Source organism: Blautia luti (assembly GCF_033096465.1).
Classification (GTDB): domain Bacteria; phylum Bacillota; class Clostridia; order Lachnospirales; family Lachnospiraceae; genus Blautia_A; species Blautia_A luti.
Genome location: NZ_AP028156.1, coordinates 1,837,789 through 1,856,660, shown reverse-complemented (window position 1 = coordinate 1,856,660; position 18,872 = coordinate 1,837,789). Strand labels below are relative to the sequence as shown.

21 protein-coding genes are annotated in these 18,872 nt (G+C 43.7%); 20 read left to right on the top strand and 1 reads right to left on the bottom strand.

Annotation, left to right across the window (positions count from 1 at the left end; translation table 11 throughout):
- The first annotated feature begins 98 nt into the window (after positions 1-98).
- The 4 genes from R8695_RS08740 (at position 99) to R8695_RS08725 (ending at position 6,449) form a co-directional block, all read left to right on the top strand.
- Entirely contained in the window at positions 99-764 is a 666-nt protein-coding gene (locus tag R8695_RS08740) for an ABC transporter ATP-binding protein (RefSeq protein WP_117738863.1), read from the top strand.
- 14 nt (positions 765-778) lie between these two features.
- Positions 779-3,157, top strand: coding sequence for an ABC transporter permease (locus tag R8695_RS08735; protein WP_154781076.1), 2,379 nt, complete (start codon positions 779-781; stop codon positions 3,155-3,157).
- Between the two features lie 197 nt (positions 3,158-3,354).
- Entirely contained in the window at positions 3,355-4,020 is a 666-nt protein-coding gene (locus R8695_RS08730) for an ABC transporter ATP-binding protein (protein ID WP_117738863.1), read from the top strand.
- A gap of 14 nt (positions 4,021-4,034) precedes the next feature.
- Entirely contained in the window at positions 4,035-6,449 is a 2,415-nt protein-coding gene (locus tag R8695_RS08725) for an ABC transporter permease (RefSeq protein ID WP_154780672.1), read from the top strand.
- 260 nt (positions 6,450-6,709) lie between these two features.
- On the opposite strand, the gene R8695_RS08720 is transcribed toward R8695_RS08725, so the two are convergent.
- The gene (locus R8695_RS08720; protein WP_117738860.1) at positions 6,710-6,904 is read right to left on the bottom strand and encodes a hypothetical protein; all 195 of its coding nucleotides are present in this window, start codon (positions 6,902-6,904) and stop codon (positions 6,710-6,712) included.
- Positions 6,905-6,980: 76 nt separating this feature from the next.
- Here R8695_RS08720 and R8695_RS08715 point away from each other — a divergent pair, with 76 nt between their 5' ends.
- The 16 genes from R8695_RS08715 to R8695_RS08640 all read left to right on the top strand — a co-directional run bounded on the left by R8695_RS08715 (position 6,981) and on the right by R8695_RS08640 (position 18,854).
- Positions 6,981-7,460, top strand: a complete 480-nt coding sequence (locus R8695_RS08715) for an ABC-2 transporter permease (RefSeq protein ID WP_227222849.1) — start codon at positions 6,981-6,983, stop codon at positions 7,458-7,460.
- A 123-nt stretch (positions 7,461-7,583) separates the two neighbouring features.
- A complete protein-coding gene (locus tag R8695_RS08710) occupies positions 7,584-8,309 on the top strand; it encodes a transposase (RefSeq protein WP_330412472.1) in 726 nt (241 codons plus the stop codon).
- A gap of 227 nt (positions 8,310-8,536) precedes the next feature.
- Positions 8,537-8,815: a type II toxin-antitoxin system RelB/DinJ family antitoxin gene (locus R8695_RS08705; RefSeq protein ID WP_055066319.1), complete on the top strand. Its 279-nt coding sequence runs from the start codon at positions 8,537-8,539 to the stop codon at positions 8,813-8,815.
- Positions 8,812-9,102 carry a type II toxin-antitoxin system YafQ family toxin gene (locus tag R8695_RS08700; protein ID WP_117639918.1) on the top strand — a complete coding sequence of 97 codons (291 nt, stop codon included), beginning with the start codon at positions 8,812-8,814 and terminating at the stop codon, positions 9,100-9,102. The genes R8695_RS08705 and R8695_RS08700 overlap by 4 nt, the downstream gene beginning before the upstream one ends.
- A 438-nt stretch (positions 9,103-9,540) precedes the next feature.
- The gene (locus R8695_RS08695) at positions 9,541-10,503 is read left to right on the top strand and encodes a S1 RNA-binding domain-containing protein (protein WP_118037303.1); all 963 of its coding nucleotides are present in this window, start codon (positions 9,541-9,543) and stop codon (positions 10,501-10,503) included.
- A 91-nt stretch (positions 10,504-10,594) separates the two neighbouring features.
- Positions 10,595-11,047 carry a zinc-finger-containing protein gene (locus R8695_RS08690; protein ID WP_055066318.1) on the top strand — a complete coding sequence of 151 codons (453 nt, stop codon included), beginning with the start codon at positions 10,595-10,597 and terminating at the stop codon, positions 11,045-11,047.
- A gap of 18 nt (positions 11,048-11,065) precedes the next feature.
- Positions 11,066-11,719 carry a hypothetical protein gene (locus tag R8695_RS08685; RefSeq protein ID WP_154780671.1) on the top strand — a complete coding sequence of 218 codons (654 nt, stop codon included), beginning with the start codon at positions 11,066-11,068 and terminating at the stop codon, positions 11,717-11,719.
- A gap of 70 nt (positions 11,720-11,789) precedes the next feature.
- Positions 11,790-12,479, top strand: a complete 690-nt coding sequence (locus R8695_RS08680; RefSeq protein WP_154780670.1) for a hypothetical protein — start codon at positions 11,790-11,792, stop codon at positions 12,477-12,479.
- Complete coding sequence (locus R8695_RS08675; protein ID WP_049940373.1) at positions 12,439-12,942, top strand: hypothetical protein; 504 nt, start codon at positions 12,439-12,441, stop codon at positions 12,940-12,942. The genes R8695_RS08680 and R8695_RS08675 overlap by 41 nt, the downstream gene beginning before the upstream one ends.
- 113 nt (positions 12,943-13,055) lie before the next feature.
- A complete protein-coding gene (locus tag R8695_RS08670) occupies positions 13,056-13,283 on the top strand; it encodes a cold-shock protein (protein ID WP_005423033.1) in 228 nt (75 codons plus the stop codon).
- A gap of 476 nt (positions 13,284-13,759) precedes the next feature.
- Entirely contained in the window at positions 13,760-13,891 is a 132-nt protein-coding gene (locus R8695_RS08665) for a hypothetical protein (protein WP_005423021.1), read from the top strand.
- A gap of 18 nt (positions 13,892-13,909) precedes the next feature.
- Positions 13,910-15,022 carry a hypothetical protein gene (locus tag R8695_RS08660; RefSeq protein ID WP_154780669.1) on the top strand — a complete coding sequence of 371 codons (1,113 nt, stop codon included), beginning with the start codon at positions 13,910-13,912 and terminating at the stop codon, positions 15,020-15,022.
- Positions 15,023-15,078: 56 nt separating this feature from the next.
- Positions 15,079-15,597, top strand: coding sequence for a hypothetical protein (locus R8695_RS08655; RefSeq protein ID WP_015525057.1), 519 nt, complete (start codon positions 15,079-15,081; stop codon positions 15,595-15,597).
- A gap of 16 nt (positions 15,598-15,613) precedes the next feature.
- Positions 15,614-16,327, top strand: coding sequence for a hypothetical protein (locus R8695_RS08650; protein ID WP_117639912.1), 714 nt, complete (start codon positions 15,614-15,616; stop codon positions 16,325-16,327).
- Positions 16,328-16,363: 36 nt separating this feature from the next.
- The gene (locus R8695_RS08645; protein ID WP_117738855.1) at positions 16,364-17,524 is read left to right on the top strand and encodes an ERF family protein; all 1,161 of its coding nucleotides are present in this window, start codon (positions 16,364-16,366) and stop codon (positions 17,522-17,524) included.
- Between the two features lie 64 nt (positions 17,525-17,588).
- Complete coding sequence (locus R8695_RS08640) at positions 17,589-18,854, top strand: DNA primase (protein ID WP_117593743.1); 1,266 nt, start codon at positions 17,589-17,591, stop codon at positions 18,852-18,854.
- Positions 18,855-18,872: the final 18 nt, after the last annotated feature.

Genomic DNA, 18,872 nt, shown 5'->3' with positions numbered 1-18,872 from the left:
TTTCAATGAAATTTTTTGGCCGCTGTAACATTTCGCGGACATTTGGGTTTTATAATACCTTTATCAACAGGCAAGAAGCCTTGAAAGGAGTTTTGAATATGAGCGTTTTACAGACTATTGACCTGAAAAAGTATTATGGCACAAAGCCGAACATTACCCGTGCCCTTGACGGTGTGAACTTCTCCGTGGAGGACGGCGAGTTTGTGGCTGTTGTGGGAACATCTGGCAGCGGCAAATCCACCTTACTTCACATGATGGGAGGGCTGGACACACCTACTTCCGGCAATGTGATTGTCCGGGACAAAGAACTGTCAAAAATGAACGATGAACAGCTTACCATCTTCCGCCGCCGTAACATCGGCTTTATCTTCCAGAACTATAACCTTGTTCCGATCCTGAATGTGTATGAGAACATCGTCCTGCCGGTGGAACTGGACGGGGACACGGTAGATAAAAAGTTTTTGAATGAGATTGTTCATCTGCTGGGGCTGGAAGATAAACTGAAAAATATGCCAAATAATCTATCCGGCGGTCAGCAACAGCGAGTAGCGATTGCTCGTGCCTTGATTACCAAACCGGCTATCGTGTTGGCCGACGAACCGACCGGCAACCTTGACAGCAAGACCAGTGCAGAGGTGCTGGGGCTAATCAAGCGCACCAGTGCAGAGTTCCGACAAACCGTAGTGATGATTACACACAACAACGACATTGCCCGCCTTGCAGATCGGATTATCCGCATTGAGGACGGCAAGATTGTGGAGTAAGGAGGTGGCAGGCTATGACATGGCCTTTTGAGAATGATACCAGCGCCATTACAAAGAAGCTGGCAAAGAAAAGTTTGCAAAGCGAGAAGCGCCGGAATCTGATGGTGGTGATTGCCGTTGCGCTGGCGGCATTTCTGATCTGCTTTACGGGAATTGTGTCTACCTCCCTGACACAAATGCAGCGCAATCAGGTTGTCGATACTTATGAGGCGGTCTGGCTGGGCGTAGAGGAAAACGACATTGAAACCCTGAAAGGACTGCCGGAGTTTGAGCGCGTAGGCGGCTACTATATGCTGGGTGAGGAGCTTTCAGAACAGGGCTATCATGCGTCCTATGTGTATTGCGACGCGCAAATGATGGAGATTGCCAAGGCGCAGATGGAGTTGTTAGAGGGCCGGGTTCCTGAAAAAGCAAATGAAGTTGTTGTAAGCGAATACTTTCTTTCCACCTATGGAAACAATGCCAAGATCGGGGACACTGTGACCTTAGATACAGAGAGTTTTCATGGTGATTATGTCGTTACCGGCATTACGGACAGCGTAAATGAAAAAGAAGCGAATACCTGCGCTATCATTCTTTCCAACGCTGCCCTGACAGAATGGAACGGGTTTGACCCGGCTGGCTATCGCGCCTATGTCCATTTCAAAAACAGCGACCAGTTGGGCGAAGAACTGATGACCTCTTATTGCAGGGAGATTGCGGAGGAATATCAGCTTCCTATGCCCAAAATGAACAGTAAGTATTTTGCCTATGCTTCTAAATCCTTTGATTTTGCACTGATGGCAGGTGTGATTGCCCTTGTTCTGATTGGCGGCTATATTGTGATCCAGAGTATCTTCCGTATCTCCATCAATGACAAAATCCAGAGCTACGGGCAGCTTCGGACGATTGGTGCAACGCCAAAGCAAATCAAGCGGATTGTAAAGCGGGAGGGACGCAAACTCGGCAGTATCGGGATTGTGATTGGTACAGTGTTGGGCATATGTGGCGGTTTTCTCCTGTTTTCTAAGGGTTTTAACGCTGTTTCCTATGTGGCAACGGTTATTTTGACACTCATAAGCAGTTGGATCATGGTATCTGTTTCCATCCGTAAGCCGGTAAAAATTGCGGCAGGGATTTCCCCGATTGAAGCCGTCCGTTTTACCCCGGCACAAAAGGACATCCGAAGCCGAAAAAAGAATATCAAGCTCAATCCTGTTTCAATGGGAATTGCGAATTTTAAGCGTGACCGAAAAAAGACCGTTGCTATTGTAGCCTCATTGAGTTTGGGCGGAATTATTCTGCTTGTGGTATCCTCCATTGTTTTGCTGCGTTCTCCAGAGGCGCTTGCAAGACGGTTTTTCCCGGACGGCGACTATAAAATTTATTTGGATTCTGAAATGACAGAAGAAAAGGTTATGGCAGCGGGAAATCCGTTGAATGAAGAATTAAAACAGGAAATCTTATCTATTGATGGTGTTACAGATATAATTTCAAGCAGACAATCTCTCTATGCAACCCTTAAGACGGACATTTACCAAAGCGGTGGTATGTGTGATATGCTGACCGACCAGAATTATGCAACAGTTGAAGCGGCTCTGACAGCAGGAACGATGCCAAAAGATTCCCGTAGTATTGTAATTGACTATAATGTGCTAAAGCAGAATGAGGATATGGGTGTTGGTTCAACAGTTGACTTTTATTTTGGAGAGGGGCAACCGCCTGTTTCCGTCACTGTATCAGGATTGTTTGATTCCAACAAGACGCCTTCCGGGCATGGAAAACTGGCCCTCGATGGAGTACTCTTTTTCGCACCAGAAGCATTGTTCCATGAACTGCACCCGGAAATCGCTTCTTTCGACTATTCATGGAGCATTGTAAACGATCCGAAAAAAACGGACTATGTGGGAGCTGAATTGAAAAATATTGTTGCCAGCCATAGTAATATTGCCTTAGATGAAATCAATACAGTGATTGAATATGAAGAAATGACAAATTCTTTTGCGTTTGGCAGTATGGAGATACTTTCATGGTTGGTATTTCTCTTTGGCGTTATCAACCTTATCAATACGACACTCTCTAACCAGATAGCCCGAAAGCAGGAAAACAGTATTCTGCGTTCTATCGGCCTAACACAAAAACAGCTATGTGAAATGAACATCTGTGAGGGGCTGTGCTATGCGCTCTTTGCAACATTGGCGACGCTGATCGTTGGGCTTCCGGCTTCCATCTTTGCTTGCAGAAAAATGAGTATAGGAGCTTTTGCCGGAAATGTAGTGCCTTACAAATTCCCGGTTTTGGAAATGGGACTGTTCATTCTGGTATTGTTCGGAATGGAACTGATCTTGTCTGTATGGACAATCCGCAGACAGAAAAAGCAATCCCTGATCGAACAAATGCGGGCGATGGAATAACCGTATGGGATCGGCGGGGCGGCGTGTGCTGCCCCGCTTTTTTCGCCATTTCTCAAAAAATTTTTGAAATGTCCGAGCGTTGTAACATTTCACCCCGATTTTCAATGAAATTTTTTGGTCGCTGTAACATTTCGCGGACATTTGGGTTTTATAATACCTTTATCAACAGGCAAGAAGCCTTGAAAGGAGTTTTGAATATGAGCGTTTTACAGACTATTGACCTGAAAAAGTATTATGGCACAAAGCCGAACATTACCCGTGCCCTTGACGGTGTGAACTTCTCCGTGGAGGACGGCGAGTTTGTGGCTGTTGTGGGAACATCTGGCAGCGGCAAATCCACCTTACTTCACATGATGGGAGGGCTGGACACACCTACTTCCGGCAATGTGATTGTCCGGGACAAAGAACTGTCAAAAATGAACGATGAACAGCTTACCATCTTCCGCCGCCGTAACATCGGCTTTATCTTCCAGAACTATAACCTTGTTCCGATCCTGAATGTGTATGAGAACATCGTCCTGCCGGTGGAACTGGACGGGGACACGGTAGATAAAAAGTTTTTGAATGAGATTGTTCATCTGCTGGGGCTGGAAGATAAACTGAAAAATATGCCAAATAATCTATCCGGCGGTCAGCAACAGCGAGTAGCGATTGCTCGTGCCTTGATTACCAAACCGGCTATCGTGTTGGCCGACGAACCGACGGGCAACCTTGACAGCAAGACCAGTGCAGAGGTGCTGGGGCTAATCAAGCGCACCAGTGCAGAGTTCCGACAAACCGTAGTGATGATTACACACAACAACGACATTGCCCGCCTTGCAGATCGGATTATCCGCATTGAGGACGGCAAGATTGTGGAATAAGGAGGTGGCAGACTATGACATGGCCTTTTGAGAATGATACAAGTGCCATTGTAAAAAAATTGGCAGGTAGGAGTATGCAAGCGGATAAGAGAAACAAGGCATTTCTGCTTTTGACAATCGCCATCTCTGTCTGTATGGTTTTTTCGATTCTCCTAATATCAACAGGTACACAAGAGAAATTCAAGAACACACAGAGGAATAAAGCGCAGATTGGCATTTTGGGAGTTACGGACGAACAAACGGCTCAGCTGCATCAAAACGAAAATATTACATGGGTTGGCGAATATTCCGCTCTAGGTGTGTTTTATGTTGAAAATAAAACAATCACTGTTGCTTATGGAAATGAAGATTATTTTTTACATCAGGAAGAAAAAACTTTTCAGGGAAGTGTGCCGCAGAAAGCGGATGAGATTATGCTCCCCCAGAACTACCTTGATTTTTTAGGAAAATCCTATCAGACTGGCGATACAATTTCTATTGACCTGACTGGAACAGGACAGAAAGCAGAATATACACTTTCAGGTGTTTTGAATAATACGAAAGAAAGCAACGGATATTTTATTTATGTTAGTAAAGAGCTTGCCCAAGATTTGGCAAAAGATTCTTTTCAGGTTACAGCATATACGCGGTTGAACACAGACGCCATAAGTTCCACGGCTATTCTTGATTTTGCCGGCAAAGCAATACAAAATACAGGCATTGTCGAGGAACAGGTAATGCTTACAGAATATGCTGCTGTTATGTCGGGTGTGATAACATCGGGTATTCCGATTCCAGTACCACTACTGGCGGCGTTGACGGCTATTTTGGCGGCAACGATTGTCTATGGTGTTTTTTACACAAAGATTGTAAAAAATGTTCAGATGTTTGGGCAACTGCGGACAGTTGGCATGACAAAAAGACAGATTAAACGGATGGCAAGTAAAGAGGGACGTTTATATGCCTTAGCTGGTATTCCTTTGGGGCTTGTCATTGGTGTACTGATTGGATTTATTGGCTGTCCTGATGGATTCCGGCTAAAAACAACAGTTATTTATGCTGTACTGATTGCTGCAGTAGCCTTTGTAACAGTGAATATTGCCATTTTTAAGCCTGTCCGAGTAGCAATGAATACTTCCCCGGTAGAGGGTGCTAAATACCTTGCGTATGCTGGAAAGGCAAAAAGCAGCTCAAAACTGCATCGGAAACTTACGCCGTTTAATCTGGCGAAAATAAATATACAAAGAAACAAACAAAAAGCAGTTCTGACGCTTTTAATGCTTGGAGTAAGCGGGGCTCTTTTACTGGTTACTTCTACGGTTGCTGGTTCTATTGATCCGGCAAAACAGGCAAGTTTCAAATATTATCCTGCCGGTAACATTATTATACAAATAAGAAATACAGTGGGCAGCTCTTTCGATAACGAAGCGGAGCCATACGGAAGCGCAAAATTGCAACTGGAAGAAAATCCACTTGAAGATCAGGCATTGATGCAGGAATTAGAAAAGGTAGATGGGATAGAAAAGATTACCACATTTGACAGCGTTTATATGACAGCTACTTTTTCGGGCGAAAGTGGTTCTATCACGAGCATTTCAGACTTCTTTCCAACCTTAAATCGGGAACAGACAGAAGAAAAGCAGGCGGTGTTATCCTCTGGAACAGCAGATTACAACGATATGGTTGAGAAAAATGGAATATTGGTTGCAGAAGATATAGCACAAGTTGGCGATACTTTGAAGATTGAGGGCAGAGCTTTTGATGGTAGAACCTTTGATGTGGAAGCCGTTGTTGTAGGCACATACAATAGGTCTGATTTAATGGAGGATAGCCCGGTTGTTCCCGGAAGCCCCTACTTCATTATGACTTATGACACAGCAAAGAAACTGACAGGGATAACGGAACAGACGGGGATTCTGGCGGTTAAAAATTCAGAGGGACGTTTTGATGAAGTTTTGACCGCAGTTCAGAAGATTGCGGATAAAAATGAAAAAATAGAAGTAAATACGATTGAACAAACGATTAAAAATATTCAGTATCGATACAGTGCATCTATAAATGCTCTATATATGACTTCTGCTATTCTGTTCGTCTTTGGAAGTATCAGCCTTATGAATATGCTTATGGTTGATTTTCAGAATAGAAAGCGTGAATTCGGTTTGCTTGAAGCTGTTGGAACAACACGGCAACAGTTGAAAGCAATGCTGGATAGGGAGATAGGAATTTACCTCGGAGGTTCATTGGCAATATCTCTTATATGCGGAAGTATTTTTAGCATAATTGTATGCAGACGGTTAGATGCCATCAATCATTGTATTACATTGAAATTACCATGGTTTTTCCTATTGGCGCTGACTGGTATATTATTTGTGATATATTTTGTTTTTTCGATGTATTCCCAAATGGAATTGAAAAAAGCGAGCATTTTATCAGCAATAAAAAGCGAGTAGATTTATTAGATTTTGTTGTATCATAAACTTTATAAATATTTCTGCAAGAGAAGAAAATCTGCCGGACGACGGCAAAAGAAAAAAAGCCGTCGTACAGCAGATACATTTTCACGCGCCTATGGAGCGGCGGCTTTGAGAAGATCAGAGCCGCCGTTTCTTTTTGCTTTTAGGACCGATGCTCATGCAATCAGGAGGGCGGTATATGGGAGGATACCGCCATGTCAATTTTCGTCATTCATAGCACCCATGAGCTGCACCAATTAAAAAAAGCCTTGCCCCTCCTCCGGGGAGGTATGACTACCTATCGGCATTATCATTCCTACTAAAGCAGAAGAATCATAGTCATTTTTGTTGCGCCAGTTTCCCGTTGCGGGGAGCTGGCGCTTTTTATTGTCGATTTTTCGGGAAAGCTCCCGAAGTATGTCGATGCCGATCTCCGCCTCCTTTCGATTCACTCGTCAATCGCCCGTGAATCGAAATGGAGGTACATAATGAAGAAAGTCAATCTTAGGGACTTATGGCTCCGCTGAATTGAGTTATGAGGACTATAACCAGGCAAGTGATGAAAAGGCAAGCTGGAAAAAATATCAATTAGCTATGCCGATAAGCAATTTTACTGTTGTTGCAAGTAAATATGTTTCCGTAATATATACTGTTGCAATCAGCATTTTGGGAAGCATTGCGTTCAATAGTTTATCCAGCATAATTTTTCAAAACTTCGATATGCTTATCTGGTTATTTTCGATTGCAGCAGCAATTATTATCCCATTATTATGGACAGGAATTTGCTTGCCATTAACTTATTGGTTTGGTTTTCGTTCTGCGCAAACTATGGGATTGATTGTGGTAATTCCAATGTTTTACTTTGTAAAATATTTTGAAGATGGGCCGGGAATGGCTGCTATGGTAAATTCTGTTCATTCATATGTGCTAATAACAGGGATAGCGGCAATTTTGATCTTTGGAATTTCCCTCATAATAAGCACCATTGGATATAGTCGCAAGAATTAAATCTGCAATTACCATTCAAAAATAGCAAACCCAGCCGAACCAGTCAACGGCAAGTGAATGGGCTACGCCCGCCGTTGACAGCCCCGCCTGTCCTTGCTGGTGGGTAATCAAGAGGGATTTTCCATGACCGAATATGAAGCCTATCAAGAACATATCCGCTATACCCATGATAGTAAATATTATCTGCATATACCAGTTACCTATGAGGTTGAAGAAAGTAATATTTCTGATATTTGTAATGTTGTAGGTATTGACAGAGGTATCAACTTTGTTGTTGCAACTTATGACAGCAAACATAAGTCCGGATTTGTTAGTGGTAAAGCTATTAAACAGAAACGGGCTAATTATTCCAAGCTTCGTAAAGAACTTCAAATGCGACATACGCCATCCTCAAGACGAAGACTAAAAGCTATCGGTCAGCGAGAAAACCGTTGGATGCAGGATATTAACCATCAGGTATCGAAGGCACTCGCCACCGGTAATCCAAAGCATACTCTCTTTGTATTAGAAGATTTGACTGGTATTCGCAATGCTGCAGAGCGTGTCAAAACAAAAGACCGCTATGTTTCTGTATCATGGTCTTTTTATGACCTTGAGCAGAAGCTGATTTACAAAGCAAAGCAGAATCAATCTTCTGTAATAAAGGTGGATCCTCGTTATACCAGTCAATGCTGTCCTGCTTGTGGACATACTGAAAAGTCTAATGGTAATAAGAAAATACACTTGTTTACTTGCAAAAACTGCGGTTATACGTCTAATGATGACCGTATTGGAGCTATGAATCTGTATCGTATGGGAATAAACTATCTTACTGATAGCCAAGTACCTAATACAGTTGTAACAGAGTAAACTCTGCTAAAAAGGGTGCTGTCAACCATCCAATGATGTAACGCCACTTTAGGCAGCAATGCCTATTGGGGATAAAAGGTCGGAGGCGTAAGCCGTTACTACGACTGGGTAGTTGACAGTGCAGCTAACCTCATTGAATGAATTTATTGTTAAATATTCGTGCAAAGTATTGTTTTCTTCGTGCAAATGGCGTATACTATAATTGCCAGCAGAAAGGGGTTGATCGTATGGCTAGAAATACCACAAACATCAGTATCCGCATGGACGCAGATTTGAAAGCGCAGGCGGACGCACTGTTTACTGAACTTGGCATGAACCTGACTACGGCGTTTAACATCTTTGTGCGTCAGTCGCTTCGTGAAGGCGGCATTCCCTTTGAAGTAAGGCTGGAACAGCCGAACAAAGAAACGGTTGCTGCCATGCTGGAAGCGGAAAGGATTGCAAAAGACCCGTCTGTAAAGGGCTTCAATGACCTTGACGAGTTGTTTGCTGACCTGAAAAGATGAAAGAAACCAAATATACCGTCAAGTACACGACCAGTTTCAAAAAAGACTACAAACGAGCCATCAAGCGTGGCTTGAAGATCGAGCTGCTGGAGGAAGTCGTAGCAATGCTGGCAATGGGCGAACCACTGCCAGATAAGAACCGCGACCATGACCTGTCCGGCGATTGGGCAGGTCATCGGGAATGTCATATTCTCCCGGACTGGCTACTTGTCTACCGCATAGAAGATGATGTTCTGGTGCTGACGCTGGCCCGCACCGGTACACACAGCGACTTGTTCGGCAAATAAACATTCTGCCGCCGTATGGGGAAACCTGTCCGGCGGTTTTTCTGTATGCAAAAGGGGTGTCGTGAAACGCGACGACCTTGATAGTGGTACGCCAAAACGCGGTAGCCCTTACCGCTTCGATATTTTGAAAATGGATCGGGAATATCTGCAATGTTGAACTTTGCTTACTCATATATGATAGTTGCCGCTATTGTTGCAATAATAATTTTCGAAATTTCATAAAAGAAACCGATATGCGACGCTATTGCAATTAAGGTAATATTGACATAGAATTCCATGTATTATAGAATGGTATCTGTAAAAAGAAGGCATGAAGAAAGCAGCTTTAAACGGGCTGCTTTTTTTGTGTCTTCTTTTGTCTTTCCTGAGTACCGGAGGAACAGGAGTCTTCTGGATGGAGCAGAGAAGACAAAAATAAATAAGAACAGGAGGAAGTATATGGAGGATACCAAAAAAACAGTTTTGGCGGGAAATGGGGAAAAAGATGTTCCGCGTGCGGTCTACGATGGTGTTTTGACAATTGATGTAGACGCACAGGTTGAAAGCATGGAGGAACAGGAAGAAGCCAGATGGCATCAGCTTTTGAATGCACATCGTACCAGAAAGATCCTGACGGGCCAGCTCGGGGGCATTGAAAAACTGGAGAGCGGGTGGATGGTCGCTGTTACATACTTTAATGGTTTCCGGATCATTATCCCAATGAATGAAATGATGATCAACCTTCAGGGCGACGGGCGTGAAAATGCGGATACCTTAAACCGTCAGGTCCGTATCGCAAACAATATGCTCGGCTGTGACATTGATTTCATCATCAAAGATCTGGATAACAAGAGCCGGAGCGTTGTAGCATCCAGAAAAGATGCAATGCTTAAAAAGAGACAGACTTTTTATATCGGAGAAGATACAGAAAAACCAATGCTCTATGAAGGCAGAATCGTAGAAGCAAGGGTGATCGCAGTAGCTCCCAAAGCAGTCCGCCTGGAAGTCTTTGGTGTAGAAGTATCTGTCCGGGCCAGAGACATGGCCTGGGAGTGGATGGTAGATGCCGGAGAAAAATTCCAGGTAGGTGATCTGGTGCTGGTCATGGTCAATAAGGTGGAAGCAAGCTCTGTTGACCAGATCATTATAGAAGTGGATGCAAAGAGTCCGACAGCCAATATCAATAAAGATAACCTCCGGAAATGCCATAAACAGGGAAAATATACAGGGATTATTACGGAAGTCTATAAGGGAACCTATTTTATCCGCCTTGATATCGGAGTCAATGCCGTGGCACATTCCTGCAATATGTCCGCACTTCCGGGAAAGAAAGATAAGATTGGATTTGTGGTGACCCGCATCAACGACAACTATGAAGTGGCAGAAGGCATTATCACAAGGCTTATCAAAAGAGCTTCCTGAAAATGTTTTTATGATTTTCAAAGAATTCTGTTGACACAGAAAAAGGAATTTCTTTAACATCGGAGATAAAGATGGAAAGGAGTGACGTCAGATGGCAAAAAAGAAGAAAAAACAGATGCGGGAAACCTTGTACTGTCCATATTGCAAAAGACCCGGGGTACTTAGGCCTGCAGCTTATGTCTATGGGGATAACAACCTGGATCCGGAGAAATACCTGTATGTATGCAGCGGCTATCCTTCCTGTGATTCATACATTGGGGCACACAAAAAAAGTATGCGTCCCATGGGAACCATGGCTGACAGCAATCTGCGTAATAAGCGGATCGAAGCACACAGAGCTTTGGATGCAATCTGGAAAAATGGTTATATGACCAAACACAGCACATATATCTGGCTTCAGAACCGTTTGAATCTCCGGGAAAAGGACACACATATCGGGAAATTTTCTTATTACCTGTGTGAACAGACCATCCGGGAATGTACAGACTATATAAAAAGCCGAGAGGAGAAAAAGAAATCCCCGGATAAAATAAGCGTGGCATGACGGAAAGGATGGATGCCCTTGAGACTACAGGCGACAGAAGATGATGTATATCATCTGATGGACCTTAAAGAACAGTATTTTATTATGACAGCAATATGCAGTGTGGCAGAGGGAATCAGCGCATACTTTTTCATATACCAGAAAAGATGCTGGGATCTTGTATATTTGTGTACTGCACTGGCACTTGCGATAATCCTGCTTCTTCGTCAGGCCATAAAAATCAGCCGGAGGATCATGGAGGCAGAAAACTGTTATATGGCACTTGAAGAGGACAGCCTGGCAGTCTGCCAGCCGGAAAAAAACGGAAAATATGAGTCCTGCAGGATCTTTTACGATGAGATGGATAAGATCGTAGAAGGAACCAGACGGGGAATTCCGGAATTTTATATCGTGATCCGAAAAGAAGGGAAAGAACAGAAAAGCTTTTTCCTTTTGGATGAAGAAGAACAGGAACGGGATGTTTTCTGTGTACGATCATTTGGCTTTGACAATCAGGGATTCATGGAGTTTTATCGGAAACTCAGGTGGATCGTACCGGGAAGAACAAGGATTATCGGGACCAAAACACAGGAAGTATGGAAACTGCGGCGGCCGAATATCGGAATCTGTACGGCAGCAGGCATGTTTTTGGGGTATGTACTTCCAAAACTCCTGGAAATGATGTATGGGTAACAAGTTATATGAAAGAAAACAGATCAGAAGCAGAGATTAGAAAGAGTGAAAATGACAAGGAGGAAATGTCATGAGATGGTATACAGCAATCGGAATGAAAAAAGATGATGCAGATGGAAGGTTTTGTGTCTGGGTAGATGGGGAAGAAAAAGTACTTACAGAAATGGAAACTATTTTGTGGGCTGCGCTCACCTGGTCTTTCTGTGAAGAGGATAAGGTCCATTCCCAGATGCATCGTCTTCTTGTATTTAGCCTTGGAGAAAAACAGGCACAGGAATGGGCGGACAAAGAGGATTTTCAGTTTTGCCTGAACCGTCTGGTAAAGCGGGGCCTGGTTGTGTTGACAGAAGGATGTACCAAAGAGGAAGCTGTATACAGCATTATCAGCCGGTCAGTCATGGCTCCCATGGCCTTTTCACGGACAGAACGCATGAAGCATTTTATGGAAGCCCTTTCCATGGGAAAAGGACTGAAGTTTTCACTGAGGGCTTTTAAAAAGCCGCTGCTTACAGAAGAGGAATACCAGCTACTTTCCTATCTTCAAAGAGAAGGGGATGTTTCCTGCCACCTGAAATGTTTAAAAGAAGAGGCAAAAAACAGGGAACCCAATTTAGCAGATTCCCTCCAGGAACAGATACAACGGGAATTTATAAGCCGTGTAGCGCAGCTTTACTATAAGAAACAGCTTGTGATCGACAACATAAGAAGGGAGGACTGCCTTGAAGCAAACGGAACATCCGTATTGGCACAGGCTGTATAGATGTTTGGAAGATTTTGGAACACGTTATCAGAATATACCGGATTTTTTTAAGGACAGGATCCAGCGATATGGTATCCTGTCTCTTTTTATCCTGCTTTTCGGATCATTTATGGGAACATGGATGAAAGATAAAACTTTTATTTTCTGGTCTTTTCTGCTTGGGATTATCGGGTTTATAAGAACATATCTTATTTTCCGCACCGCGGATAAAAAGACCTATGAAATCGTGGAAGGGCTGGTAACCGGGATAGACGGGAAAAATCCCTTTGCAAGATTACGGAAGATCCGGGTAAGTGATCCGACCGGACGGCAGAGTGAACTTTTGCTGGATAAAAACGTAAAAGTTTTGGAGGGAAAACGCTATCGGTTTTATTTTGGCATAAATGAAAAGAAGCTGGTAGGAATCCGCCGGGTGGATGCAGCGCTCAATAACGGGACTTTTTTGGGAAACGAAGAAATATAAGAGGAAGAGATTCCTTTTATAGCAGGGAGGGGAGCACCAGGCATGGTTCGATTCCATGCTGCCCTGTTTCCGCAAAAGACTATTGCGGGAAATACAGCAAAGGAGAGAAGGATATGTCAGAAACACTACAGGGAACCGTGAAATGGTTCAGCGCACAGAAAGGATACGGTTTTATCACCGGTGAAGACGGGATTGATTATTTCGCCCACTTTTCGGAGATCCAGATGGATGGATACCGGAAATTAAGCGGTGGCCAGCCGGTCCTTTTTGAAGCAGGGACGGATGCCAACGGGCGAAGCCTTGCCAAAAATATTTCCCCGGCGGATCCAAACGCTGAGTAAGACGTTTTCATAGTGCATGTACAGATTACCTATTCCCCTCAGATACATGCATTTATGCAGACGGATGAAAAGACAGGCGGTATCATGCCGCCTGTCACAACATGTAGCAGAATAATAAAGATAACTCACACAATAACACAATATATAGTTAAAATTAATTGACAACCACAAAATGTTGTGGTAGTCTTTAAATGAAAAATAATTTAACAGTCTATAAAAGACTGTGGTTATTCTTTAGTTCCGGACATTCCGGAAGAAACACTTTGGGGTGGTCTTGCCCTTAATGAGAAAAAATGGATATGCAAAATATAAGGAAGATGCAAGAAGGAAAGAAGATTCTTTTTGTGTCTTTTTTTATTGCATAAAAAGCAGAAAGGAGGAGCACGAATGAAACTGTCAGTTAAACAAACTGCAAAAAGAAATACCTTAAGAACATCAAAAAAAGAAAACACATTGTAAAATCAGGAGGGTCGATTATGGAGACAATTAAATGGGAAAACGCAAATGCACTGGAAATTGGAATGCTTATGGAGATGGCAGAAGACGGCTATGTATTTTGCATCGAAGATGGAAAGATACAGGCTGTTGAAGTCCGGATTTTCAGCTAGCGTGGAAAGGCGGACATTATGTATTATAAAGATGACTTTTATAAGGAGTTCCGGACAGAAAAGGAACTGTGCGAGTATCTGGAAGAGATAGACAGCCGGGCAGAATGGATCCGGGTCACCAGTAAGAAATTAAAGGTGGCAGCTGCAGGAGAGGAAACCTGTACAGAGGTTCCGGGCATTTCCCTGGAAGCACTGGAAAAAGATACCTTATCTCATTCCAGGCTGGTTCTTATCCTGCCCGAGAGGATCTGTTATATAGGAAATTCAGCAATCAAATCGTTGAAAGGACGGGCCAGGATTGATGGCAAAGCCCTGGCAGATGTCGATAAGAAAACACTGACAGAGATCTTGAATAAATGCCTGAAGGTTGCAAGAGGAAGAGCACTGATCCGTTTCTGTGAAGGAAAAATAAGGGCAGTCCTGTCCGGTGATGAAAAAGATTATGCCATCATATCCATGCCGGATATGTACATGGTTACCTCGGCATATATCCATGGGGACTATGAGAAGGCAACGTTTTTAAACGGCTATGCAGACCATTATTCTGTTACGGCGTCCTGGCAGCTGGAAGATACGAAACTTACAGATGTTTATAAGGAACTGATGCAGAATTATGGAAGAAAGACCGATAAGGACATAAAAGCAGTTGTACGGATCACTACGTCAGACGTTGGTGTGTCCGGAGCGAATATTTTTTATTCCCTGCAGGAGCCGACAAGAAATGTGATCCTTGGCAATGCCCTGAAGGTTACGCACAAAAACTGTAAAGGAATGGAAGATTTCACGGAAAACATAGAGTCGATCTTCGATTACTACCGGGAAGTCTTAAAAGGGGTCATGCGGCTGTGTGATATCTGGATCGAGCATCCGGCAAATGCCATGGCAGGGATCATGAAGCAGGCGGGATTTGGAAAAAAACTGCTTGCAGAAACCGTGGAGCAGTTTAAGGCTACTACTGGGGATGAGCCATGCAGCGCATACGAGATCTACTGTGGGATCTGTGAATCCATTACCATTGCAAGGCAGGAAAAGACGAATGAGAGAGGACTTTTAGCTCTGGAAGAAAAAATTGCCGGCTGTGTGTCAAAACGCTGGCATGAATATGATATTCCTGGCACTGTAAAATACTAACAGGATTTAAAAGAATGGAGACAGCAAGGACTGTCTTTTTTTGATGGGAGGAAAACATGAAGGTTACGAATGGAAAAGATGTGGCAAGGCTGCTGGTAGATGAATACTTGAACTGCCATCCCACCGGACACAAAAAATTTATGGAGTCCATGGCAAAAGAGCAGCAGGAAATAAAAGACAATTACACTTATCTTGGGTTTGCCTGGCTAAAAGGTCTTTCAGAGGTCAGATATTACGACCTTCGAAACGAAGCATCGAAACTGATGGCCGATGATCTGTGTCTGCATGTAAAGGAACAGCCAGAAAGGGTGCGCCTGGTGTATGAAGGTGCAGAGGAAATGGAGATCAATCCTTCAGATGAAGAGCAGATGGCAAAAATGTTTACCTGCTACCTGCTTGCAGGAAGTATGGACGGATATGGGGAATTTGTGGATTATGCCCTTGATACCCACCGGACACTGCAGCAGAACCTGACACGGTTTTTTGTGGAATGGTTTGCAAAAGCAGAAAAAGGCTCTGCATTTTTAAAACGGGCAAAGATGGTGTATTCCAGGTATTCCCTGCCATATATCTGAATTACGGAGGTATGTGATGGATAGAAAACTTCCGGATTGGTTAAAAGAGAGCAGGGAGGCAGAAAAACTGATCGCATGGCTGAAATCGCCGGATTGTGAAGTAAAAGAATTTTCCGGACAGCTGTTTATAAAGGCAAAATATGGAAACTGTTTCTTTTTCTTTGACTGTTTAAAGGAAAACAGAAAAACAGACCGGAACTGGTGTGCCGTGATCCACATGCCGGAGTATTCCCTTTATGAAGCAGAAGATCTTTTTCTGAAGCCGATCGGGATACCGGATGATTTTGGTTTTCCTGTGCGTGAGGATCTGATCCCGAAACTGGAAACACAGATAAGCCGCATTGGAAAGAAACTTATCCGGGAACAATGGGATGAACTTTTGTTAAAAGGCGGGTATGCAGCTGCACAGATGATCCCGGAGATCAGCAGGGTTTATATCCAGCTAAATGCAGACCGTTTTATTAAAAAAGGAAAGCGGCCGGAGGATCTGATCTATCAGCCGCAGTTTCATTTTGCGGATATGAAGTGGGAATTTTCTGATTGGATGTTTCTGGAATATTTAAGCAACCCACAGCGGGCAGCAGAGCTTTTCGCCCAGAAGTGGCTGCTTGAAAAACTTCCGGAGATCTCAAAAAAGAAGATCTGTATCGGATGTATCCGGGAGGAAATGGAAGAAATGTTAAAAAAGACTGGGACAGGGCCGGAGGTAAGCCTTCCGCGTTCTGCTTAGTATAAAAAATGAAAAAATCAGGAGGAAACGAATAATATGGGTAAATACAATTACATGAATCTGAACCAGAAGATGATCAGGATCCGGAAGAAAGTGCCGAAGCTGATCCGCAAACGGTACAGTGAGGACGTTACTTATGATTTTGTAAAACTGGATGATATTTATGAATGCCTGACACCGGCCCTTAATAAATACGGGGTCGATTTTGACATCTTAAGTGAAAGACCGACACAGATGGACGAACAGGGCAATTCCGTATTTTTAAAGGAAATGGGAACACTCTGGAGATATGAGGCTGACCTGGAGCTGTGCTGGACCAATGCAGACCGTCCGGGAGACAAGGTAAGGAGCTTTTTGCATGTCATTGGAACCAATGAAGCACCGGATAAAGCAAAAGGTGCGGCATGGACGTATGGCCTGAAGTATTATTTCTTAAATAAATTCAACATCATGCAGGCATCTGGAATAGACGATCCGGACATGCGTGGGACGGAAAAAGAAGAAATGCCGAAGCAGGAAGCTTCCGTAAAACCGGAAAAACCGAAAAAGAAACAGGAAAAGGCAGAAAGAAAAGAAACCGCAGCAAAGCAGGAGCAAACGGAACCGGTCAGGGAAAAGAAAACGGATCGTAAAAAACTGCGTGATGGAAATGCCATATCAGAAGGTACTGTAAAAGTGGAATATGCAGTGACGGATACAGAAGAAAACCTTCCTGGACAGATGACTTTTGGAATGGAAGAAAGTGAAAGCGGACTGGAAGAATTTTCCGATGAAGAAACCAAAGCGGAAGATCCGGTTCAGACCGAGGAAATCTCCGTAGATGAGGAAATCACTGCCGCGACGGATGCAGACGGTTTCCGTGCAGTTGAAGAAACGGATGAAGTTCCATTTGATGAGGATGATGAGATTTCTTTTGATGCAGAAGAAGAGGAAGAAACACCAGAAGAGACGGCAGAGGAAACGGTAGAGGATATAGATAACGTAGAGGATGCAGAAGACGAAGTGAAATGGGCAGAAAAGGTTATCTGCAATTTTGGTGTCTATGCCGGAACCCCTCTTGGGAAAATGATGCAGGATGCCAGAGGTTACCAGACGATCAAATGGCTGGTACAGCGTTACAAAGGCCAGAATCAGGAAATACAGAAAGCTGCGAAGATTCTTTTGGATCATGAAAAGGAAATGCAAAAAGCAGCCTGAAAACAGAGAAATAGTTTGAGGTGGCTCCGGGAACGGGGCCATCTTTTATGAAGAGGAGGAAGGCATGTATGCCAGAGAATCGTTTACGATCGCAGAAGTAGCAGATCTTTTGTCAATCCGAAGACTGAGTGATTCTTACCAGGACGAATTTCCGGTGGAATGTCCTTTTTGTGGGGATTTAAGAGGAAAATGCAGTTTTTGCATCCGCAAAAATGGAGAACTGAAAAATGTTTACCATTGCTATCATTGCGGGGCAGCCGGAAATATGCTGACACTGTATGCGGAACTATCCGGCATTTATGGGAGAAACCGGTATAAAGAAGCCTACCGGGAGATAAAGCAGGAACTTTCTTTTTCTGGAACGGATAAAAGACAGCAGTCCACGACACGAAATGGGTTCGTTTCTATCGTTTCTAAAAAGAAACGCATTTCCCTTACGGAAGAGGAATGGGATTACCGGGACCATGTATATAAGGAAATGCTCACTTTTCTTAAGCTTAAGGAAACACACCGGAGGAACCTCCTCCTGCGTGGGTTGACATTAAATGAGGTCAGACAGATGGAAGAACGAGGTTTTTTAAGTACGGATGATGAGAATTCCGTGACCATTGCCAGAAAGCTCTTAAAAAAGGGATTTCGCCTGGATGGGGTTCCTGGATTTTTCATCAACCGGGATGGTGACTGGGAAGCTGCTTTTTATAGGAAGAATAACGGGTATCTTTGCCCGGTCCGGGATGGGAAGGAACGGATCATAGGATTCCAGATCCGGCTGGATGTTCCTTTAAAAGAACGGAAGTACCTCTGGTTTACCAGCAGCGGCTTAGAAAGAGGCACATCAAGCGGCAGCCCGGCAGGAATGTTTGGGAAAATAAAGGATGGCACGGTTTACGTAACGGAAGGGATCTTAAAGGCAGAGATCGCATGGATGTGTACAGGAAATCCTTATATCGGAGTCCCTGGAGTTTCCAATCATAAAGGATTGGAAACTGTCTTGCGAAAACTGAAAGAGCAGGGGTTAAAAAGAGTTTACGAATGTTACGACATGGATAAAATGATGGAATTGTCCTGTAAGCACGATGAAAAAAGTGCGTGCCGGCAATGTGAACATGGAATTTATCTGTATCATGGAGAATGCCCCAAAAAGCGCAGAAAACGGGACATGATCCGAAAAGGCTGTATAAAACTATATGAGATCTGTGAGGAACTGAATGTATCCTGCAAAAGAGTCACCTGGGATACCGATGCATCCGGTACCTGGATGGAACACTACAAAGGCGTGGATGACTGGATCCTTCGAAAAGAGGAAAAAGGACACAGGAAGACGGCATAAAATGGTTTGGTCAGATAA